This window comes from Streptomyces sp. NPDC006458, from assembly GCF_040612135.1.
In the GTDB taxonomy this organism is placed as follows: Bacteria; Actinomycetota; Actinomycetes; order Streptomycetales; family Streptomycetaceae; genus Streptomyces.
This window is the reverse complement of record NZ_JBEXPR010000022.1, coordinates 140,719-161,921: the sequence shown is the minus strand read 5'-3', so window position 1 is coordinate 161,921 and position 21,203 is coordinate 140,719. Positions and strand designations below refer to the sequence as shown.

At 72.7% G+C, this 21,203-nt stretch carries 12 protein-coding genes, 1 tRNA gene, 1 pseudogene and 1 riboswitch; of the genes and pseudogenes, 7 read left to right on the top strand and 7 right to left on the bottom strand.

Features of this window, described 5'->3' with window-relative positions:
* Nucleotides 1–510 precede the first annotated feature (510 nt).
* Entirely contained in the window at nucleotides 511–1,059 is a 549-nt protein-coding gene (locus ABZZ79_RS28035; RefSeq protein ID WP_356693251.1) for a MarR family transcriptional regulator, read from the bottom strand.
* Nucleotides 1,060–1,195: 136 nt separating this feature from the next.
* Between ABZZ79_RS28035 and ABZZ79_RS28030 the strand changes: the two genes are divergently transcribed.
* Nucleotides 1,196–2,458 (top strand): MFS transporter, encoded by a 1,263-nt coding sequence (locus tag ABZZ79_RS28030; protein WP_356693263.1) that lies wholly within the window; start codon nucleotides 1,196–1,198, stop codon nucleotides 2,456–2,458.
* A 105-nt stretch (nucleotides 2,459–2,563) separates the two neighbouring features.
* On the opposite strand, the gene ABZZ79_RS28025 is transcribed toward ABZZ79_RS28030, so the two are convergent.
* On the bottom strand, nucleotides 2,564–4,228 hold the full coding sequence (locus ABZZ79_RS28025) for a SpoIIE family protein phosphatase (RefSeq protein WP_356693249.1): 1,665 nt from the start codon (nucleotides 4,226–4,228) through the stop codon (nucleotides 2,564–2,566).
* 225 nt (nucleotides 4,229–4,453) lie between these two features.
* Nucleotides 4,454–5,815: an NAD(P)/FAD-dependent oxidoreductase gene (locus ABZZ79_RS28020; protein ID WP_356693247.1), complete on the bottom strand. Its 1,362-nt coding sequence runs from the start codon at nucleotides 5,813–5,815 to the stop codon at nucleotides 4,454–4,456.
* 376 nt (nucleotides 5,816–6,191) lie between these two features.
* On the opposite strand from ABZZ79_RS28020, the gene ABZZ79_RS28015 reads away from it, so the two are divergent.
* Both ABZZ79_RS28015 and ABZZ79_RS28010 read left to right on the top strand, forming a co-directional pair.
* Nucleotides 6,192–6,923: a helix-turn-helix domain-containing protein gene (locus ABZZ79_RS28015; RefSeq protein ID WP_356693245.1), complete on the top strand. Its 732-nt coding sequence runs from the start codon at nucleotides 6,192–6,194 to the stop codon at nucleotides 6,921–6,923.
* Nucleotides 6,924–7,329: 406 nt separating this feature from the next.
* Nucleotides 7,330–9,342 (top strand): sigma-70 family RNA polymerase sigma factor, encoded by a 2,013-nt coding sequence (locus ABZZ79_RS28010; protein ID WP_356693243.1) that lies wholly within the window; start codon nucleotides 7,330–7,332, stop codon nucleotides 9,340–9,342.
* Between the two features lie 441 nt (nucleotides 9,343–9,783).
* On the opposite strand, the gene ABZZ79_RS28005 is transcribed toward ABZZ79_RS28010, so the two are convergent.
* Nucleotides 9,784–11,883 (bottom strand): asparagine synthase-related protein, encoded by a 2,100-nt coding sequence (locus ABZZ79_RS28005; RefSeq protein WP_356693241.1) that lies wholly within the window; start codon nucleotides 11,881–11,883, stop codon nucleotides 9,784–9,786.
* A gap of 680 nt (nucleotides 11,884–12,563) precedes the next feature.
* Here ABZZ79_RS28005 and ABZZ79_RS28000 point away from each other — a divergent pair.
* From ABZZ79_RS28000 to ABZZ79_RS27985, 4 genes and pseudogenes are all read left to right on the top strand, one after another.
* A complete protein-coding gene (locus tag ABZZ79_RS28000) occupies nucleotides 12,564–13,988 on the top strand; it encodes an MFS transporter (protein WP_356693239.1) in 1,425 nt (474 codons plus the stop codon).
* A 193-nt stretch (nucleotides 13,989–14,181) separates the two neighbouring features.
* Nucleotides 14,182–15,390: an L-2-hydroxyglutarate oxidase gene (gene lhgO / locus ABZZ79_RS27995; protein WP_356693237.1), complete on the top strand. Its 1,209-nt coding sequence runs from the start codon at nucleotides 14,182–14,184 to the stop codon at nucleotides 15,388–15,390.
* 318 nt (nucleotides 15,391–15,708) lie between these two features.
* A pseudogene (gene trmB / locus ABZZ79_RS27990) lies at nucleotides 15,709–16,482 on the top strand (tRNA (guanosine(46)-N7)-methyltransferase TrmB); the annotation flags it as partial.
* Nucleotides 16,483–16,712: 230 nt separating this feature from the next.
* Nucleotides 16,713–18,038 carry a PrsW family intramembrane metalloprotease gene (locus ABZZ79_RS27985; protein WP_356693235.1) on the top strand — a complete coding sequence of 442 codons (1,326 nt, stop codon included), beginning with the start codon at nucleotides 16,713–16,715 and terminating at the stop codon, nucleotides 18,036–18,038.
* Between the two features lie 109 nt (nucleotides 18,039–18,147).
* Here the strand turns inward: ABZZ79_RS27985 and ABZZ79_RS27980 are convergent, their stop codons facing one another.
* The 3 genes from ABZZ79_RS27980 to ABZZ79_RS27970 form a co-directional block, all read right to left on the bottom strand.
* Nucleotides 18,148–19,194, bottom strand: coding sequence for a M23 family metallopeptidase (locus ABZZ79_RS27980; RefSeq protein ID WP_356693233.1), 1,047 nt, complete (start codon nucleotides 19,192–19,194; stop codon nucleotides 18,148–18,150).
* Nucleotides 19,195–19,205: 11 nt separating this feature from the next.
* A riboswitch (cyclic di-AMP (ydaO/yuaA leader) is annotated at nucleotides 19,206–19,361 on the bottom strand.
* 450 nt (nucleotides 19,362–19,811) lie between these two features.
* Nucleotides 19,812–19,885 (bottom strand) — tRNA-Met (locus ABZZ79_RS27975).
* 134 nt (nucleotides 19,886–20,019) lie between these two features.
* Complete coding sequence (locus ABZZ79_RS27970; protein ID WP_356693231.1) at nucleotides 20,020–21,150, bottom strand: dihydrofolate reductase family protein; 1,131 nt, start codon at nucleotides 21,148–21,150, stop codon at nucleotides 20,020–20,022.
* Nucleotides 21,151–21,203 lie beyond the last annotated feature (53 nt).

Below are 21,203 nucleotides of genomic sequence, written 5' to 3'. Positions count from 1 at the left end.
GGCGTTGACTTTTGGCACGCTGTTGAGTTCTCAAGGAACGGACGCTTCCTTTGTACTCACCCTCTCGGGCTTTCCTCCGGGCGCTTCCCTTCGGTGTTGCGTTTCCGACTCTATCAGATCTTTCCGATCCGATTTCCTCGGTGCTTTCCAGGTTCCCGCTTCCGCGTTTCCCTTTCCGGCGATTCCGACTCTATCAGATCCTTTCGGCGTCTGACTCCCAGTCAGGGGGGTTTGCCTTCCCGGCTGTTGGGCCGTTCCGACGTCTCAAACCCTAGCGTATCCCCTCCGCGATTCCCAATCGAGGTGATCGGGGGTGCGGAGCCCATATTCGGAATTGAATTCGGGCGCGCCGAAATCGATCCCGTTGGGAGATCTTGCTGTGGTTTGGTTTGCCGCTAGCGCGGCGGGAGGTGCTGCCTGAGAACCGCTACAGTCCCGCGGCAACCCGAAGAACCTTACGGATCCAGTAGGGGGCTGTCAAGTGGCCCCCCGGGATCGCGCCCTCTGGCCTCAGTCGAGGTCGGTGAGGCGCCCGCCGGCGTCCGGCTGGGCGTCCTCCACACGGCGGAGCAGTCGCGCGAGGACCTCGCCGAGGACCGTGCGCTCGGCCGGAGTGAGGTCCTGGAGGAGTCCCCCCTCGAAGACCGACGCCAGACGCATGGCCTCCAGCCACTTCTCGCGGCCCTCGGGGGTCAGCTCGACGATGACTCGGACGCGGTTGGACTCGTCGCGCTCCCGGGTGACCAGCCCCTCGGCGACCATCCGGTCGATCCGGTGGGTCATGGCCGCCGGGGTGAGGCCGAGTCGCTTGGCGAGCTCGCTGGGGCCCATGCGGTAGGGGGCGCCGGACAGGACGAGGGCCTTGAGGACCTCCCACTCGGCGTTGCTGATGCCGAGGCCGGCGGTCTGACGGCCGTAGGCGACGTTCATCCGCCGGTTCAGGCGGGACAGCGCCGAGACGATCTTCTCCACCTGAGGGTCGAGGTCCTGGAACTCGCGCTGGTAGGCGGCGATCTGTTCTTCGAGTGTCGGCTCGCTGACGCCGGGGTTGTCGCCCATGGTCGAAGTATCGCACGGCCCGCTTGGCGTCGAAGTCCTTCGAGGTGTACTGTTTACCTTCGAAGTTTAGCTTTGAAGTCTTCACACCTAACTGCTAGCGATCGAGGTGAACGTGACCAGGGCAATGGGCGCAGCGATGCGCCGGATCCATGTGGGCAACGCACTCAGCGCGTTCGGACTCGGCTTCACGGTTCCCTACCTGTACGTCTATGTGGCGCAGGTGCGGGGCCTTGGTGCCACGACAGCGGGCTTCGTCCTCGCTGTCTTCGCCGTGGCCGCTCTGATCGTGCTGCCGTTCGCCGGTCGGGCGATCGTGCGGCGCGGCCCGCTTGCGGTGCTGCTCGTCGCCCTGGTCACGGCCGCGCTGGGGGCGCTGAGCCTGGGGTTGTCGGGCAGCGCGGCGACGGTGCTGCTGTCTGCGGCCGCGCTGGGCGCGGGTCAGGCCGTGATGCAGCCGGCGCTGGCGACGATGATCGTGGACTGTTCGACCGCAGAGACCCGGTCGCGGGCGTTCGCCACGCAGTTCTTCCTGCAGAACCTGGGTCTGGGTGTGGGTGGCCTGATAGGCGGCCACCTGGTCGACACCTCGCGCGTGTCCTCGTTCACCCTGCTGTTCGCGATCGAGGCGGCGATGTTCCTGCTGCTGGCCGTCGTGATGACGACCGTGCGGATGCCGCACTCGCCGCGGATCGACGACAGCCCCGCGCGGTCCGCCCAGGGCGGCTGGAAGCAGCTGCTCGGCAACCGGGCCATGGTCCAGCTGATGGTCCTCGGCTTCGTGCTCTTCTTCGCCTGCTACGGACAGTTCGAGGCGGGGCTGAGTGCCTACGGTGTCGAGGCCGCCGGTATATCGACGTCCGCACTGGGGACGGCGCTGGCCGCCAACACCGCGGTGATCGTCGTCGCGCAGTTCGCCGTGCTGCGGTTCGTCGAGCGGCGGCGCCGTTCGCGGGTGATCGCGGCCGTGGGGCTGATCTGGGCCGTGGCGTGGATCGCGGCCGGGTACGCGGGGCTGGGGCACGCCAGCCAGGCGATGGCGACGGCCGCGTTCGTCTCGACGTACGCGCTGTTCGGGCTGGGTGAGGCGATGCTGTCGCCGACCGTCGCCCCGCTGGTGGCCGATCTGGCGCCGGCGGGCATGGCCGGTCAGTACAACTCGGCCTTCGCCCTGGTGAAGCAGCTGGCGCTGGCCGTGGGTCCGGCGGTGGGAGGTCCGATGGGGGCCTCGCTGCACGCCCCGTACATCGTGACGTTCCTGCTGTTCTCGGTGGGTATCAGCGTCCTGGCCCTGCGGCTCGGTCGCCGTCTGACCGAGTCCCAGGACCATCCGTGGCTGACCCGCAACCGTGTCGTGGCCCGTGGTGGGGCGACGGCGGAGCCGGTTCCGGCGGAGGCCTGAGCGGGGAGACTGCGTCCCTGTGCGGCTCCGCCGCGCGGGGCGGTCGGAGACGAACAGTCGGCGGCCGACCGAGGACAGTGACCCTGTCCTTGGCCGGCCGCCGCGTCATGTCTTGGGCAGCGCGAACTCGCACCACACGGCCTTGCCCCCGCCGGGTGTGCGGCGGCAGCCCCAGTTGGAGGCGATCGTGGCCACGATCGCGATGCCCCGGCCGGACTCGTCGCCCGGTTCGGCGCGGCGTCGTCTGGGCAGATGATCGTCCCCGTCGGTGACCTCGACGATGAGACGGCGGTCGGTGCGGCGCAGCCGCAGGCGCATGGGCGGCGTCCCGTGCTGGAGGCTGTTGGCGACGAGCTCGCTCGCGGCGAGGACCCCGAGGTCGTGCAGTTCGGTCGGGAACCGCCAGCTGGTCAGCACGCCGGAGGCGAACGCGCGGGCGCGCGGGGCGGCCTCGATGCCGCCGAGGAGTTCGAGGGCGGCGTTGCGGAAGAGTTCGCCCTCGCTGCCGGCGTGGGCGGGCTGCTGAAGAACGAGGACGGCCACGTCGTCGTCGTGGTCGGCGGCGACGCCGGCGGAGCGCAGCAGACGGTCGCAGATGACCTGGGGGCTGCCGGTGGCGCCGGCGAGGGCGCGTTCCAGGGAGGCGATGCCTTCGTCGAGGTCCGCGTCGCGGCGTTCGACGAGGCCGTCGGTGTAGAGGACGGCGGTGGAGCCGGGGCCGAGGGGGATGGAGCCGGAGGAGTGCATCCAGCCGCCGGTGCCGAGCGGGGGGCCGGTGGGTTCGTCGGCGCGCTGGACGGTGCCGTTCTCGTCGCGGACGAGGATGGGCAGGTGGCCTGCCGAGGCGTACACCAGCCGTCCCTCGTTCGGGTCGTGGATGGCGTAGACGCAGGTGGCGATCTGGTTGGCGTCGATCTCGGTGGCGAGGCCGTCGAGGAGCTGGAGCACCTCGTGCGGGGGCAGGTCGAGACGGGCGTAGGCGCGGACGGCGGTGCGCAGCTGGCCCATGACGGCGGCTGCGCGCACGCCGCGGCCCATGACGTCGCCGATGACGAGGGCGGTGCGGCCGCCGCCGAGGGTGATGACGTCGTACCAGTCGCCGCCGACGGCGGCCTCGGTGCCGCCGGGCTGGTAGGTGGCGGCGATGCGCAGGTCGTCGGGCTGTTCGAGTTCCTGGGGGAGCAGGGAGCGCTGGAGGGTGACGGCGGTCTCGCGCTGGCGGCGTTCGCTGGCGCGCAGGCGTTCGGCGGCTTCGGCGTGGTCGGTGACGTCGGTGGCGAACACGAGAACTCCGGGGTCACCGCCGTCGGCGCCGCCTTCGGTGACGGGGGTGCAGGTGAACGTGTAGGAGCGGCCGTCGCAGGCCTTGCGGGACTTGACCGTGCGGGGCTTTCCGCTGCGCAGGACCTGGTCGAGCAGGGGCAGCAGACCGAGCTCCACGAGTTCGGGCAGGCAGCGGGCGGCGGTGTCGCCGGGCGGGCGGGCGCCGAAGGCGGCGGTGTAGGCGTCGTTGACGTAGGCGAGGCGGTGGTCGGCGCCGTGGACGAGGGCGACGAGGGCGGGGACGCGGGCGAGGACCTCGCGGACGGGGAGTTCGTCGACGGCGGGCACGCCGGCCGGCACGTCGGTGAGTCGTTCGGCGCGGGCCGCGGGCACGCAGCCCTCGCCGCGGGCCTCTCCTCGGCGCTCGGGAGTGACCGCGGTGTCGGTCCGCGCTGCGGCGCGGCGCTGCGTTCCGGGGAGCCGGGCGCTCCAGCGCGTGAAGTTCACGAATCCTTGCCTCGTGTTAGTCGTCGTCGGCCGGCTCCGGACCCGGCCGGGGCCCCTGGGGGCGGGCGGTGGGTTCGTCCCCGGGAAATGCGGCACTTGGGAAGCCTCGTGGGATGGCAGGGCGGGTGGTGGCCCCGTTCTGACGCGTGGACCAGTCTGGCAGTGTGGCGGACCGGGCCGACATCCGTCAGACGCCTGGCCGATTTACTGAGTTCCTGGTTCGGGTCAGGACGACCCCTTCGGGTCCCCAGAAGGCTTTCCACCGGCCGCGAGTTCGAACTCCGCTCGGGGATGTTCGAGTGAGCCGAGGGAGACGATCTCCCGTTTGAACAGGCCGGCGAGGGTCCATTCGGCCAGCACGCGTGCCTTGCGGTTGACGGTGGGCACGCGGCTGAGGTGGTACGTGCGGTGCATGAGCCAGGCGGGATATCCCTTGAGCTTGCGTCCGTAGACCTGGGCGACACCCTTGTGCAGGCCCAGGGAGGCTACGGACCCGGCGTACTTGTGGGCGTACGGCTCCAGGGGTTCGCCGCGCAGGGCGCGGACGAGGTTGTCGCCGAGGGTCCTGGCCTGGCGCAGGGCGTGCTGGGCGTTGGGGGCGCAGTCCCGGCCGTCGTCCGCGGTGGTGTCGGGGACGGCGGCGGCGTCGCCCGCGGCCCACGCGTGCTCGACGCCCTCGACGGTGAGCCGGTCGGTGCAGCGCAGCTTGCCGTGGCCGGTCAGGGGCAGGTCGGTGGCGGCGAGCAGGGGGTGCGGCTTGACGCCGGCGGTCCATACGACCGTACGGGTGGGAAATCGTTGTCCGTCGCTGAGGACGGCCACCCGGTCGGCACAGGATTCCAGGCGGGTTCCGAGGAGGACGTGGATGTTGCGGCGGCGCAGTTCGGCGACGGTGTAGCGGCCGAGGCCGGGGCCGACCTCGGGCAGGATGCGGTCCGAGGCCTCGACGAGGATCCACTTCATGTCCTCGGGCTGGACGTTGTGGTAGTGCCGCGCGGCGTAGCGGGCCATGTCCTCCAGTTCGCCGAGTGCCTCGACGCCTGCGTAGCCGCCGCCGACGAAGACGAAGGTGAGGGCTGCGTCGCGGAGGGCGGGGTCTCGGGTGGAGGAGGCGATGTCCATCTGTTCGATGACGTGGTTGCGCAGGCCGATGGCCTCTTCGACGGTCTTGAACCCGATGCCGTGTTCGGCGAGGCCGGGGATGGGCAGGGTGCGCGCGACGGAGCCGGGGGCCAGGACGAGTTCGTCGTAGGCGAGGTCCTCGGAGCCGGTGCCCTCCTGGCCGGCGAGGGTGGTGAGGGTGGCGGTGCGCAGGGCGTGGTCGATACGGGTGACCTCGCCGACGACGATCCGGCAGCGCGGCAGCACGCGGCGCAGCGGGACGACGACATGGCGCGGGGAGATGGACCCGGCGGCCGCCTCGGGGAGGAACGGCTGGTAGGTCATGTACGGGTCGGGGGTGACGACCGTGATCTCGGCGTCCCCGCGCCTGAGTTCCGCTTTGAGCTTCCGCTGGAGACGCAGGGCCGTGTACATCCCGACGTAGCCGCCGCCGACAACGAGAATGCGCGCACGTTCCTTCACCATCCCATGACGCACCCCGAGCCTTCGTTTGTCCACAGCCTCGACAATTTGTGTGACCGGAGGCCGTCGGTGAGCCGTCTTGGGCGAATTGCCGGAGTCCCGGTCAGGTGTGCAGGTCAGCGAGGTGTTACCCGGGGTCGTAAGCGGGCGCAACCGGGACGTATGCGATGCGTACTCCGATCGGGGGGCGCTCCGTGCGGAACCTCCCCCTTCTGAATTGACTCCCTCTCAACTATGTTCGTATGTCGACGGGGTGTAGGGGGATGCGCTCTTCGGGTCCGCTGCGAGTGGGTCCGGTTCGGCTCTCTTCCGCGCGCTCCGGCATCCAAAATGGCGGGGAGAGTCTCCGGGGGGAGACGTCATTACCGGGGGATTTCGTATGCATATTCAGGATTCTCATTGGGCTTCCGCTTCTGTCGTCGCGCCCGGCGGCGCGGTGAGCAGCGGCCGCGGGGACGGTGCGCGCTCGACGCCCCTGCGGGTGGACGCACAGCGCAACCTCGAGCACGTGCTGCGTGCCGCGCGCGAGGTCTTCGGCGAGCTCGGGTACGGCGCGCCGATGGAGGACGTGGCACGGCGGGCCAGGGTCGGTGTGGGCACGGTGTACCGGCGCTTCCCCAGCAAGGACGTCCTGGTGCGCCGGATAGCCGAGGAGGAGACCTCCCGGCTGACCGACCAGGCGCGCGCGGCGCTGGGTCAGGAGGACGAGCCGTGGTCGGCGCTGTCGCGCTTCCTGCGGACGTCGGTGGCCTCGGGCGCCGGGCGGCTGCTGCCGCCGCAGGTGCTGCGGGTCGGCGTGGCCGAGGAGTCCGACGGGCCCGAGGAGGCGCGGGTCCCGCACCAGCGCAGCCAGCCCGGCTCGGGCGAGCTGCGGCTGGTGCCGGACGACACCGTGGACGACGCGGGTGCGGCGGCGCTGCTGGAGGTGGTGGGCCAGCTCGTGGAGCGGGCCCGCGCGGCCGGTGAACTGCGGCCGGACGTGTCGGTGTCGGACGTGCTGCTGGTGATCGCCACGGCGGCGCCGTCGCTGCCGGATCCGGCGCAGCAGGCCGCGGCCTCGGCGCGACTGCTGGACATCCTGCTGGAGGGGCTGCGCTCGCGGCCGGTATGAGGGGCTGCGCCTGCGGACGGTTTGCGGGTCGGGGGGCTGGGCTTGCGAACGGCGTGCCGGTCGGGGGGCTGCGCTTGCGAACGGCGTGCCGGTCGAGGAGCTGCGCTTGCGACCGGTGTGACGGTCGAGGAGCTGCGCTTGCGGACGGTGTGACCGTCTGCGCCTGCGGGCGGTGTGAGGGTGTGGTGCGAAGTGGAAGGTGCCGGATATCTCCGGCACCTTTTCAACTCCCCCGGGAAGGGCGGCTGTTACCCATCCCTCGAACGGGTGAACTTCGGTGCGCGCTGTCACTCGATCCCCTCGGACGAGTGGACGATCCGGACTCGCGGGTCTCTCGCCGAAATCCGGTGTGGCAGTCTGACCCGGTGGTCGGGACGGGTCGGGCTGGCGTCGGGGGCTTTCCGCGATGAGCGTTAAGGGGCGGGACGAGTCGCTCGGTGAGGGCGACACGGATACCGGCGGCCGCACTCCGCCGCAGGTGCCGAGCCAGGGCCGCCGCCCGAGCGTCCCGTCTGGCGCCGAACCCCCTGAGGGGGGAAACGTCCCGGCAGAGGAAACCGCAGGTGGCGGCCCCGCCGAGGAAACCGTTCCATCCCAGCGCGACTGGCGTGAGGACAGCTGGCGCGAGGACGGCGTCCTGCCGCCCCCCGTGGATCTGCCGCCGTCCGACGCCGAGCTGATCGAGCGGATGCGCTCCGGCGACGACACGGCCTACGAGGAGCTGTACCGCCGCCACTCCGACGCCGTGCGCCGCTACGCCCGCACCTGCTGCCGCGACGCGCACACCGCCGACGACCTCACCGCCGAGGTGTTCGCCCGCGTGCTCCAGGCGGTCCGCGGCGGCTCCGGCCCCGAGCACGCGGTCCGCGCCTATCTGCTCACCAGCGTCCGGCGCGTTGCCGCGAACTGGATGACCTCCTCGAAGCGGGAGCAACTGGTCGACGACTTCGCGCTGTTCGCCGCGCAGGCCTCACGCGCGTCGGAGGTGGCGGACACCGCAGCGTCCATCCGCTCCTTCGGAGCGGGCCACGACCTGGGCGCCGACGTGCTGGCGATGCACGAGGCCGAGCAGTCCATGGCCATGCAGGCCTTCCGCTCGCTGCCCGAACGCTGGCAGGCCGTGCTCTGGCACACCGAGGTCGAGGACGAGTCGCCCAGCGATGTCGCGACGCTGTTCGGACTCGACGCCAACGGCACGCGCGTGCTCGCCAGCCGGGCCCGTGAGGGCCTGAAGCAGGCCTACCTCCAGGCCCACGTCAGCGCCTCCCTCGTCGGCGACGAGGAGTGCGCCCGCTACGCCGACCAGCTCGGCAGCTACGCCCGCCGCAAGCTGCGCACCCGCGCCGAGCGCGGTCTGCGCAGGCACCTGGAGGAGTGCGCCAAGTGCCGGCTCGCCGCCCTCCAGATCGAAGAGGTCGCCGGCGGTATCCCCGCCGTCGTGCCGGTCGCGGTCATCGGCTGGTTCGGTGCCGCCGGGTACGCCAAGGCCGCCGCGCTCATCGTCGGCGGGGCCGGGGCGGGGGCCGCGGGCGTCGCGAGCGCGGCCGCCGCGGCGAGCGGCTCCTCGGGCTCCGGCGCGGGTGGCGCGGCCGCCTCCGAGGGCCTGGGCGCGCCCGTGAAGGCCGGAATCGCGGCCGGTGTGGTCGCCGTGGCGGCCGCCGCCATCGCGATCGCCCTGGTCGGCGGCAGCACGCCCAAGGAGCCGGTGGCCGGGCCGCCCGCCTCCACGCCCGCGGTCGCGCCCGAGCCGCCCGCGCCTCCGCCCGTCCCCACGCCGGCGCCGCCGCAGCCGGTGGCCGCCGCCCCGGCACCCGCGCCCACGCCCACGCCTACGCCGACTCCGACTCCGACCCCCACCACCCCGGAGCCGGTCCCGGCCGAGCCGGCTCCTACTCCCACGCCTACGCCCCCGCCCGCTCCCACGCCGACCCCCGCTCCGACCCCCGCTCCGACCCCCACGCCCACTCCCACGCCGACGCCGCCCCCGGTCGTCTACCGGTGGAGCGAACTGGCGTACGACGTCTCCGGCGACGGTACGAAGCCGGAGATGCGGATCGGGGAGAGCGGTTGGGTGTGGCGGCGCGGCGAGCTGTCGATCGGTGAGCAGGCCTATCCGTACGGCGTGACCGTCCACGGTGAGTCGTCGGTCACCATCGACCTCAATCGTGACTGCACGGCCTACGACGCCGTCGTGGGCGTCGACGACATGACGATGAAGCTCGGCAAGGTCTACTTCGGCGTCTACGGCGACGGCGACCTGCTGTGGCGGTCCGAGCGGGTCAAGGGCGGGGACGCGGCGGTTCCCGTCCATGTCGGCATCAGCGGTTACCGGACGGTCCGGCTGGTCGTCGAACCGCACAGCCACTTCGACTCCCTGGCGCTCGCCGACTGGGCGCAGTCTCGGTTCACCTGCTCCTAGCCGGGGCTTGGGATCCCATGCCTGCGGCGGCCCGCTCGCGTTCGGTGGGGGTTGCTGTAGCGCTGCTTCCGGGTGGGGGTGCGGGGCCGCGCCGGGGGGTGTCCGTCCTCGGTCCGCCGGTCTGGCCTCCTACGGGGCTGAGGGGGTTTGGCGGCGGCCGCTGCGGGCGGACACCCCCCGACACGTCCCCTCCCCGCCGTTTGCGGCTTGCCGACGCCCGCCGTTGTGGGTTCCTTCGTCGCCGTTCGCGGCTTTCCCGCGCCCGCCGTTGTGGGTTCCTTCGTCGTCGTTCGCGGCCTTCCCGCGTCCGCCGTTGTGGGTTCCTTCGTCGTCGTTCGCGGCCTTCCCGCGTCCACGGGCTCCGGTGCATCTCGCCGTTCGCGGCTGCGGGGGGCTTGTGGGCTCTCGTACGGTGTTCAGCTCGCTGTCGGGTCGTGTGGGTCAGGCCCTTCGGGCTGCTGCTCCTGCTCCCAGGGCGCCTCTTTGGGGTCTGATTCCCGCGGGGACCGCACGCGCGCGGGCGGGGGTTCCGGTCCAGCAGGTGCCTCGGCGGGCCAGGAGGCGGGACAGCCAGAGTTCCAGGGAGACGAGTTCGGCCAGGCCGTCCAGGGGGAGGGGTTCGCCGGCTGCTGCGGCGCGTAGGGCCTTGCGGACCACTCGGGCCTCGACCAGGCCGGCCTGGGCCAGCAGCGGGGTGTCGAAGAGGGCGACGAGGCTGTCGGCGGCCACGCGCAGGCCCGTGCGGGCGGCGGCTGCCGTGGGGGCGTGGGAGGGGGCGCCCCAGCCTGGGGGCAGGTCGGGGACACCCGCGCCCTTCAGGACCGTGCTGAGGATGGACGCCCGGGCGCCCGGCTGGACACGGAGGGCCTCGGGGAGTTCGCGGCAGGCGCGGACCACCCGGTTGTCCAGGAAGGGGGCGTGCAGGCGCTGGAAGCGGATCTCGGCTGCCTGTTCCAGGACGCGGATGTCGGCGGCCGTGCGGGCGAGGGCGGCCCGCGCGCGGTAGTCGCCGGGGCGTTGTCCGGGGCCCACTCCGGAACGGTTGGTCGCGGCCTGCAAGCGAATCGATACTTCGGCCAGGGCCTCTCCCGTGAGCCAGCGGGCGGCCGGGCCGGGGCCGGCCCAGGCGAGGGCGGCCAGGGAGGCGTCGGCCGCGCCGCCGGGGTCGTCGAAGCGGCGGTCGAGGAGGCGGGTGGCGAGGTTCTCCACGCCGGTGCGGTAGGAGGTGCGAGCCAACCGGCGTGCGGCAGCGTACACGCGCGCGGGGACCATGACGGAGCCGTCGGCCTTGGCCAGGGCGGCGACCGGGCGGACGAGGTGGCGTCTCTTGCGGTCCATCAGGAGGTCGGCGAGCCGGGCCGGGTGGGCGTCGAGGACCTGGCGGGCGCCGTGGCCGGTGAAGTGGTCGGCGCTGCCCGCCGCCAGCCGGGCGCGGTGGCGGGCGGCCGTCACCAGGCAGGGGCTGGGTTCGTCGGTGAGGGGGCCGTCGAGGTCGGCGTACGGCAGGGTGTCCTCGCCGCCGGTCACCACGACGTGGTGCAGGCGCGGGTTGGCCGCGAGCTCGCCGGCGCGCTCCAGTTCGGCCTCCGTGCCGGCGACGGCGAGGTCGTTGAACGTGACGGCGAGGAGCCGTTCGCCCGCGCCCGTGCCGTGGCCCAGGACCGTGCCGGGCATGCCGGGCAGGCCGGCCGCGAGAAGGGCCAAGGTGCTGGAGGCGGGGCCCCCGGAGAGGTCGGCGCCGATGCCGGGGACCGGCATCCCGCGCGCCGCGCGGCGTTCGGCGGGGCCCATGCCGGGCACCGGGCCGGGGTCGATGCCCGTACCGGGGACGTGGCGGGGCGCGGCCAGGCGGGCGCGTACGGCGTCGACGAGTGCCTCGCGCACGGCGCCCACGGCGCTGTCCGGGTCGGCGGGGGGCGCGGCCACGGCCAGGGAGGCGACGGGCTCGTAGCCGGCCACCTCACGTGCCCCGGTGCGCAGGATCAGCGCGTGGCCCGGGGGAATGCGCCGTACGCCGTCGTAGGGCGTGGAGTCGTAGAGCGCGGCGGGTACGTCGGGGGCGGCGAGCAGGGCGGCGAGGTGGCCGAAGTCGAGGTTGGCCTCGATGAGGTCGGCGAGCGGCAGGGCGGCGGTGGCGTAGGCGGTGCCGCCGGCCCACGGGGTGTGGAAGACCGGGCGGGCGCCCGCGAGATCGCCGCACACGGTGACGCGGCGGCCGACTTGGACCACGGCCGTGTAGCTGCCGGGCCAGGCGGTCAGATGGCGCAGGGCGCCGCCGCGCGCGGTGAACAGGCCCAGCCGCAGTTCCTCGTCGCTGGCGCCGCATGTGCCCAGGACGGCAAGGCGGTTGTGCTCGTCGGCCTTGACGACGCGCACCTCGTCGGAGCGCCAGTCGCCGACCGCCCACAGCGGATCGGGGTCGCCCCACAGGAGTTGGGAGCCGACCGGGTGGAGGGTCTCGCCTTCGTACCCGGTGGCGCCCGCGGAGCCGGGGGCGACGACCCCCGCGGCGGCGCTGCTCCATCCCACCAACCACCGCATCGACGCCTCCACGGCCTGTGGACAATCAGTGCACCGTACGAACGGTGCACCATGCTGCCACGAAGAACGCGTCACAGAGGGTTGGCGGAGCCGCTTGCGCCACGCGGGATGTGACGGTGGTCGCCGGGTCGAGGGCCCGACAGGGCGGCGTGCGTGCGACGCGAATGCGCCCCCGAGTGAGCCCCCGAAACCCCGCGTACGCCCTCAACTCCCGTGGTCGGGGGGCTGATCACGCATCCGGCCGAGGGGCGATTTTCAGCCAAATCCGAACGGTGGCCCGGGTATGAGCCGACGGCCGCACACGCTCCGTACAGGCCCTGCGCCCGGCCCGGCGCGCGCAGCCCGGGAGGCGGAACGCGCCCCCCGGACCGGTCCGCCGCCCGCGGGGATGGAGGCGGCGGTGTCCCCCAGCCCACTGGATCCAGTACAGCGGGCCGACCCACGCGTCAGCCATGGAACCGCTCCCCGAATGGCCGGAGTAGAGCGCACGCACAGGCGCACTGCCACACGTCGGGGGCACGCCGCAACGCACCGTGCCCGAACCGTACTTCAGTACGGGCAACAATCCCGCCAACCGGAACAATGCCCCTTAACGCGTGGGATGCGGCGAACTACGCTGGGTTTACGAATGCCGCATGGTTATGCCAGCGCGGCAGCCGTCTGTGTCGAGGGGTGGCGCAATGTCCAGGGAGCAACGCGGGCCGAACGAGAAACTCGGCGCCGTTCTCGCCCTCGCGGGAATCAGCAACGCAGGACTCGCGCGGCGCGTCAACGACCTCGGCGCACAACGCGGGTTGACACTTCGCTACGACAAGACGTCGGTGGCGCGCTGGGTGTCGAAGGGCATGGTGCCGCAGGGCGCCGCTCCGCACCTGATCGCGGCCGCCATCGGCCAGAAGCTGGGCCGCCCCGTGCCGTTGCACGAGATCGGCCTGGCGGACGCCGACCCCGCGCCCGAGGTCGGCCTCGCCTTCCCGCGGGACGTCGCCCAGGCGGTCAAGTCGGCCACCGAGCTCTACCGTCTCGATCTCGCAGGCCGCCGCGCCGGCTCCGGCGGCATCTGGCAGTCGCTGGCCGGATCGTTCGCCGTGACCGCGTACGCGACGCCCGCGTCACGGTGGCTGATAACCCCGGCCGACAGTTCGGTCGCGCGCGAGGCGAGCCACACGGAAGGCTCGGGCGCACCGCTCAAAGTCGGCCACAGCGATGTGCGGAAGCTGCGGGAGGCCGCCGAGGACGCCCGGCGCTGGGACTCCAAGTACGGCGGCGGCGACTGGCGTTCGTCGATGGTCCCCGAGTGTCTGCGAGTGGAGGCGGCCCCTCTGCTGCTGGGCTCCTACTCCGACGACGTCGGCCGGGCCCTGTTCGGCGCGAGTGCCGAACTCACCCGTCTCGCGGGCTGGATGGCCTTCGACACGGGACAGCAGGAAGCGGCCCAGCGCTACTACATCCAGGCCCTGCGCCTGGCCCGGGCGGCCGCGGACGTCCCCCTCGGGGGCTACGTCCTCGCCTCCATGTCCCTCCAGGCCACCTACCGCGGCTTCGGCGACGAGGGCGTCGACCTCGCCCAGGCCGCCCTGGAACGCAACCGCGGCCTGGCCACCGCCCGCACGATGAGCTTCTTCCGGCTCGTCGAGGCACGCGCCCACGCGCGCGCTGGTGACGCCCAGGCCGCCGGAGCCGCCCTGAAGGCCGCCGAGGGCTGGCTGGAGCGCTCCCGCGACGGCGACAACGACCCCGGCTGGCTCGGCTTCTACTCCTACGACCGCTTCGCCGCGGACGCCGCCGAGTGCTACCGCGACCTCAAGGCACCCCGCCAGGTCCGCCGCTTCACCGAGTACGCCCTGTCCAAGCCGACCGAGGAGTTCGTCCGCTCCCACGGCCTTCGGCTGGTCGTGTCCGCCGTGGCCGAGCTGGAGTCGGGGAACCTCGACGCGGCGTGCGAGCAGGGCGTGCGGGCGGTGGAGGTCGCCGGGCGCATCTCGTCGGCCCGGACCACGGAGTACGTCAAGGATCTCCTGCACCGCCTCGAACCGTACGGGGACGAGCCGCGGGTGGTGGAGCTGCGCGAGAGGGCCCGGCCCCTGCTGATGACTCCGGCGTAGCGGACGGGCGTCCGGCCTCCTTTTCCGCACCGCGTGACCGGGCGGCTACGGCCCGTTCAAGCTGCCCGCGGCGCCCTTGGCGGCGCCGCGGGCCGCCGCACCCCCGCGTTCCCGGACGGACACTGCGGCGGCACTGGGTTTCAAACCGTTGTCAGTGGCGCAGTGCACTATCGAAGCCGGGAGGTGGAGCCAGGTGCGTTCAATCGGGTACGACTGCGATGTGCTCGTGATCGGCGGTGGGATCGTCGGGCTGTCGACCGCGTACGCGATCACGCGGGCCGCGCCCGGCACCCGCGTGACGGTGCTGGAGAAGGAACCGGGTCCGGCTCGGCACCAGACCGGCCGCAACAGCGGAGTGATCCACAGCGGCGTCTACTACCGGCCCGGCTCGCTCAAGGCGCGGTACGCGGTCCGGGGCGCCGCGGAGATGGTCAAGTTCTGCGCCGAGTACGGCATCGACCACGCGGTCACCGGCAAGCTGATCGTCGCCACCGAGCGCTCCGAGCTGCCCCGGCTGCACGCGCTCGTACAGCGCGGCCGGGAGAACGGCATTCCGGTGCGGGAGCTGGGCTCCACCCAGATCACCGAGTACGAGCCGGAGGTGCGCGGCCTCGCGGCCATACACGTCGGCAGCACGGGCGTGTGCGACTTCGTCGGGGTCGCCCGGCAGCTGGCCGAGGCGTCCGGCGCCGAGATCCGCTACAGCGCGCAGGTCGCCCGGGTGGACCGCCGCCCGGACCTCGGGGTGGCCGTCCGGACGTCCCGGGGCGACATCGTCCGGGGCCGGGTCCTGGTGAACTGCGCCGGGCTGCGCTGCGACGAGATCGCCCGGATGACCGGTGACGAGCCCGGCATGCGCATCGTCCCCTTCCGGGGCGAGTACTACGAGCTGGCCCGGCCCGACCTGGTGCGCGGCCTCGTCTACCCGGTGCCCGACCCCGCCTTCCCCTTCCTCGGCGTCCACCTCACGCGCGGGATCGACGGAGGCGTCCACGTCGGGCCCAACGCGGTGCCGGCGCTCGCCCGCGAGGGCTACGGCTGGACGACCGTGCGCCCCCGTGAAGTGGCCACCACCCTCGCCTGGCCCGGTTCCTGGCAGATGGCCCGCCGCCACTGGCGCTACGGCGCGGGTGAGCTGCACCGCTCCCTGTCCCGGTCCGCCTTCACCGAGGCGGTGCGCCGGCTGCTGCCCGTCGTGACACCGCAGGACCTGGTCCCCGCCCCGGCCGGGGTCCGGGCCCAGGCCGTCCTGCGCGACGGCACCCTCGTCGACGACTTCCTGATCAAGGAGGGCGACCGGGCCGTCCATGTCCTCAACGCCCCGTCCCCCGCGGCCACCGCCTCCCTCCCGATCGGCCGGGAGGTGGCCCGCCTGGCGCTGACGGCACTGGCGCGGGCCTGACACATGGCAGGGGCAGCGGGTGGCGGGCCAGGAGGGTGCTCCGGCCCGCGGCCGGGGCCGGGCACCGACAGGCGTGCGCCTCCGCACCCGCGGCCGGACTCCGACGGCCGGCAAAGGTGCCGCCACCCGCGGCAGCGGCGTCGGGCGGGCGGGCGGCCGACAGACGTGCTCGCGCGGGCGCCAGACGCCGAGAGGCGTCCCGGGCCGGGCTCACCACACGGCCTTCGCCCCTCCTGCCGAGCGCGCCACCGCCTTCGCCCCTCCCCGCCCGCCGTGCGGCCGCCCCGCGCATCGCACCGCCGTAGACTCGGCCCCACTGTGTCTGACTCCCCCAACACCCCCGCAGCCGCTCTCCCCCGTGCCAAGGGAGAGCCCCGCTTCCCCCACGGCCCGAAGGCCGACCCCGCCGGGTCGCACTTCGAGCGGCGGATCCGGAGCTTCCAGCCGCGCCGCAGCCGCGTCACCGCCGGCCAGGCGGACGCGCTCCAACGCCTGTGGCCCAAGTGGGGCCTGGACATCGACGGCCACAAGATCCCCGACCTCGGCGAGCTGTTCGGCAACGACCGCCCCGTCGTCCTGGAGATCGGCTTCGGCATGGGAGAGGCCACGGCCCAGATGGCCGCGGCCGACCCGGACACCAACATCCTGGCCGTGGACGTCCACACTCCTGGCCAGGGCAATCTCCTGAACCTCGCCGACCGCACCGGCCTGTCCAACATCCGTGTCGGCAACGGCGACGCGATCATCCTGCTGCGCGAGATGCTGGCCCCCGCCTCCCTCGACGGGCTGCGTGTCTACTTCCCCGACCCCTGGCCGAAGAAGCGGCACCACAAGCGCCGCCTGATCCAGCCGGAGTTCCTCACGCTCGCGGCCACCCGCCTCAGGCCCGGCGCCCTCGTGCACTGCGCCACGGACTGGGAGCCGTACGCCGAGCAGATGCTGGACGTCCTGACGGCCCACCCCGACTTCGAGAACACCCAGCTCGACGGCGGCTTCGCGGCACGCCCCGGCCACCGGCCGCTGACCCGTTTCGAGGGCCAGGGACTGGACAAGGGACATGTCGTGAACGACCTGCTGTTCCGCCGCGTGCGGTCCGTCGAGACCACTGCGACCACTGCGACCACTGCGACCGTTCAGACCGCTGCGACCGCTGCGACCACTCAGACCGCCGAGCCCGTCGAGACCGTCGAGCCCGTCGGCGGAGCCCCCGTCACCCACCAGGCCCCCACCGCCCACGAAGCCCCCACCCCCCACGAACCCTCCGGCGCCTGAGCCCCTTACGCACCTGCGGGGCGCGCCCCTGTCTCGTTAGGGTCGATGTCGTGGCCATCTGTCCCCCGTACCCGACGCCCCCCGCACAGGACCCGCTCGGCCGTGGCACGCGGCGGCACCCGCACTGGTGGCAACGCACCTGGGTGCGCTACACGGCGCTGACGGGCCTGCTCGCGCTCTCCGGCCTGGTGATCCTGGCGCTGGTGCGCGAGCAGACCGGCACGGACGGCTTCCTGGTGGGACTGGGTCTCGCGGTGCTGCCCGTGCCGCTGCTCATAGCCGCGTTCCGCTGGCTGGACCGGGTGGCGCCGGGCCCCTGGCGGAACCTGGTCTTCTGCTTCGCCTGGGGCGCCTGCGCGGCGGCGCTGATAGCCATCGTCGCCAACAGCTTCGCCACGAGATGGATAGCCACCGCGACGGCCGACCCGACCGGCGCGGACACTCTCGGCGCCACACTCGTGGCACCGGTCGTCGAGGAGTCCGCGAAGGCCGCCGCGCTCCTGCTGGTCTTCCTGTTCCGCCGGGGCGACTTCACCGGCATCGTCGACGGAGTCGTCATAGCCGGTGTCACCGCGACCGGATTCGCGTTCACCGAGAACATCCTCTACCTGGGCAACGCCTTCGGCACCGACCAGCTCACCGGCGTCTCCGGCATCGCCTCGGTGACGGCCGCGACCTTCTTCGTCCGGGTGATCATGTCCCCGTTCGCGCACCCGCTCTTCACGGTCCTGACCGGTATCGGTTTCGGTATCGCCGCGCTGTCCGGCGAGCGCCAGCGGCTGCGCCGCGTCCTGCTGCCGCTGGCGGGCCTGCTGACGGCGATGGGCACGCACGCGCTGTGGAACGGCTCGGCGACGTTCGGCCGGTACGGCTTCTTCGCGGTGTACGGGGCGTTCATGGTCCCCGCGTTCGGCCTGCTGACCTGGCTGGTGATCTGGACCCGGCAGCGCGAACTGCGCACGGTGCGCGAGGAACTGCCCGCGTATGTGGCGGCGGGCTGGCTGACGCCCGGGGAGCCGTACGCGCTCGGCTCGATGCGGGCCCGCCGGCTGGCCCGCGAGTACGCCGGCCACCACCTCGGCAGACCGGCGAAGCGCCAGGTGGCGCAGTACGAGGCGTACGCGACCTCGCTCGCGTTCCTGCGGCACCGGGGCCGCAGGGGCCGTGCGGGCGCGGACTTCGTCGCACGGGAACGCGCCTTGCTGCACGAGCTGTGGGTCCGGCGCGGGGCGGCTCGCCCGGCACTCCAGTACGCGGCGAGAACGACGGCGCCCGTACCGACGTACTACGGGGCCTACGGGTCTTTCGGGCACTACGGGTACGGCGTCCAGGGACTCCCCGGCGGCCGTCCCGTCCACAACCCGTACCGCACATGAGGAACCGGCAGCCCTGACGTCGGGGGGTTGTCGTCAGGACCGCCGGTGATTCAGAAAGTCCTCGGGACGCGTGCGCGCCGGGGCGCACGGCCGGGAACATCCCGGGTCGTCAGGGGGTGAGGCCCTTGCTCTGCAGCCAGGCCATCGGGTCGACGCCGCTGTCGGCGCCGCCGGTGTGCACCTCCAGGTGCAGGTGCGGCCCGGTGACGTTGCCGGTGGCACCCACGCGTCCGATCACGTCGCCGGTGTTGACCTTCTGGCCGACGCTGACGTTGATCGAGGACTGGTGGCAGTACCAGATCTCGGTGCCGTCCTCGAGGGTGAGGACGGTGCGGTAGCCGTAGGCCCCGCTCCAGCCGGCCTCGGTGACCGTGCCGGTGTGGACGGCCTTGAGGGGCGTACCGGTGGGCGCGGCGAAGTCCAGGCCCGTGTGGTAGCCGGAGGACCACATGGAGCCGGCCTGTCCGAAGACGGAGGTCAGGGTGTACGAGGAGGTCGGCAGCGTGTACTGACGGGCCAGCTCGGCGAGGCGCTCGGCCTCGGCCTTCTTGCGGGCCTCCTCCTCCGCGGCGGCCTTCTCGGCGGCGGCCTTGGCCTGCGCCTCCTGCTCGGCCTTGGCGGCGGCCGCGGCGGCTTCCTTCTCCGCGGCGGCCTGCGCGGCCTCGGCGGCCTTGGTCTCGGCCTGGTCCTGCTGCTGCTCGGCCTGCGCCATGATGCGGGCGCGCAGGGCTTCCCCGGCGCCGCTGGTGCCCTCGGCGGGGTCGGCCGTGGTGGTGCCGATGGAGCTGAGCGGGGACGTGACCTCCGCGGTCTCCTCGGCGGGCTCCTCCCCGGGCAGGAAGGAACTCACGGAGGGCAGGTCGGGCATCGAGATGGCGACCGGCGGCTTGCCGGACTGGGCGCTGGCCATGCCGCCGGCGCCCACGGCGGCTATGACGCCGACGCCGAGGACGGTGGAGCTGCGGGCGAGTCCGCCGCCCCGCTGCTTGGAGACACGGTGCCTGCCGCGCACGGGGCGGACGGAGTCCGCGGTGGGGTTCCATTCTTCCCACGGGCCGTCGTCGGTGCGGGGGCCGCCGTAGACGAAGGTATCGGTGTCGGCGGTGCGCTGGCCCGGCACGAACGGGGCTTGCGGGACAGGCGGGTTGGACGCCACGTGGGCGTGCTCCTTTCCTTCCTTCTCGCCTACCGGGTTAGCTGACGGGTTCGGAGCAGGAAGGTCTCCTACGCGCGTATATCTGCCGTTTTCACGGCGGATCACGCTCGATTCACCCCAAGTTGGTGGTTCCCCGGTTCCCTTGCGGGATTCGGCGCGTGCGCACGGAGCCGTCTCTTGTGACGGCTGGGACGACCGCGCTGCGTTATCGGACGTTAATAGAACCGGGTGCCCAATTCCAAGCTGTTCGGCTTGATCATTACACTTTCCAGCCAGGACGTTCGCCCCATGAGCGGCCAAAAACGGGCGACTTGACCGCAACTCAGTACCGTCCCAGTTTTTGACGGTGACTCAGATGTTATGCGGAGGGCGTTCATCCGATCACCGGGTGTGACATCGGTGCCAGCAGGCCGCATGCTTCTTCGCCGCCACTCCCGGCCGCCGTACGGCGAGCAGCGCCATGTCGCCCCCGTCCGGCGAGTCGCGCCATACCGCCCCCCTCCGGCGGGCCGCGCCTCGGGGTCGTAGAACTCGCCCAGCGCGCGGTGCTGCCCGAGGTAAAGGAAAAGACTCAGGGCCGGTGTCCATTCGCATGGACACCGGCCCTGAGTCTTCAGTAGCGGGGACAGGATTTGAACCTGCGACCTCTGGGTTATGAGCCCAGCGAGCTACCGAGCTGCTCCACCCCGCGTCGGTGAAACCAGTGTACGCCATCCGCGGGACCGAAAGCACATCGCTCGACGCCCACCCCCGCCGAGCGGCCTTTTCGGTCCTCCGGGGCGCCGGTCGGGCCCTGCCGCCGTACGGCCGCAAGGCCCTCGGACGTCAGCCGAGCAGATGGAGATTGGGCGCCTTGGCCAGCTCCTCGTACGCGGGGAGCACGACGACGTCGACGCCGTGGGCCGCGAGCAGTCCGCTGCCGTCCGCGGCGGTGACGAAGGTGTCGGGTTCGCGCCAGGCGGTGACCACCCGGCGTACGCCCGCGTCGAGGATGAGCCGGGCGCAGGGGGCGGGCCGGGAGGCGCGGCGGGCGCACGGCTCCAGGCTGGAGTAGACGGTGGCGCCGGGCAGCCGCGGGTCGGCCGGGTCGGTCTTGGCCAGCGCGGCCTCCTCGGCGTGCACCACGGGGTCGCCGCCCTCGCGGGAGTGGCCGCGGGCCAGCTCGGTGCCGTCGGCGGCGACCACGACGGCACCGACGCTGAACGCGGTCTCCGACGGCGGGCACTGCGCCGCCAGCTCGCAAGCGAGCCTCAGCCAGTGCCGGTCGGCGGGCACGGCGAGGTCCGCCGCGCCGGGCTGCGTGGGCTCGTAGCGCATCAGCACCACGTCCTCGATGCGCCGGCTCTCCGCCAGCCGCAGCCGCCCGCCCTGGTACCCGCCCGGCCCGAACAGCCGGGGCGCGTCGGGGTCGCCGACGAACAGGGGCGCGAGGACGAGCTGGAGCTCGTCGGCGAGCTGCTGCTGGAGCAGCTGGGTGTGCACGGTGCCGCCGCCCTCGACCATGAGCCGGCGTACCGCGCGTACGTCGTGCAGATGGGCCAGGACGTCCCGCCAGTCGAGCCGGTCGCCGAGGGCGACGACGTCGGCGGCGAGACCGGCCCGTGCGGCGCGCTCGGCGCCCCGGCCGGTCGTGTAGAGGACCTTCTCGCCGCCGGTGTGCCAGAAGCGGGCCTCGGGGTCGAGGTCGCCGGTGGCGCTGACGCAGACCTTGAGCGGGAACTCCGGCCGTCCGGCGGCGAGGCGCGCGGCCCGCCGCTCGGCGGAGTTGACCAGCAGTCGGGGGTTGTCGGCGCGCAGGGTGCCCGCGCCGACCAGGATCGCGTCGCAGGACGCGCGTACCTCGTCGACGCGGTCGAAGTCGGCCGGTGAGGAGAGCAGCAGTCGGTCCGGGCCGGTGTCGTCGAGGTAGCCGTCGAGGGAGACGGCGGCGGAGAGCAGGACGTACGGGAACGGCATCGGCGCGGTCTCTCTCAGCAGGGCGGACTTGGTTCAAGTTTGAATCAAACTTA

Excerpts from the sequence above, each read along its gene's own strand:
- ABZZ79_RS28035 (WP_356693251.1), bottom strand. The coding sequence starts at position 1,059 with ATGGGCGACAACCCCGGCGTCAGCGAGCCGACACTCGAAGAACAGATC.
- ABZZ79_RS28030 (WP_356693263.1), top strand. The coding sequence starts at position 1,196 with ATGCGCCGGATCCATGTGGGCAACGCACTCAGCGCGTTCGGACTCGGC.
- ABZZ79_RS28020 (WP_356693247.1), bottom strand. The coding sequence starts at position 5,815 with ATGGTGAAGGAACGTGCGCGCATTCTCGTTGTCGGCGGCGGCTACGTC.
- ABZZ79_RS28015 (WP_356693245.1), top strand. The coding sequence starts at position 6,192 with ATGCATATTCAGGATTCTCATTGGGCTTCCGCTTCTGTCGTCGCGCCC.
- ABZZ79_RS28010 (WP_356693243.1), top strand. The coding sequence starts at position 7,330 with ATGAGCGTTAAGGGGCGGGACGAGTCGCTCGGTGAGGGCGACACGGAT.
- ABZZ79_RS28005 (WP_356693241.1), bottom strand. The coding sequence starts at position 11,883 with ATGCGGTGGTTGGTGGGATGGAGCAGCGCCGCCGCGGGGGTCGTCGCC.
- ABZZ79_RS28000 (WP_356693239.1), top strand. The coding sequence starts at position 12,564 with ATGTCCAGGGAGCAACGCGGGCCGAACGAGAAACTCGGCGCCGTTCTC.
- ABZZ79_RS27970 (WP_356693231.1), bottom strand. The coding sequence starts at position 21,150 with ATGCCGTTCCCGTACGTCCTGCTCTCCGCCGCCGTCTCCCTCGACGGC.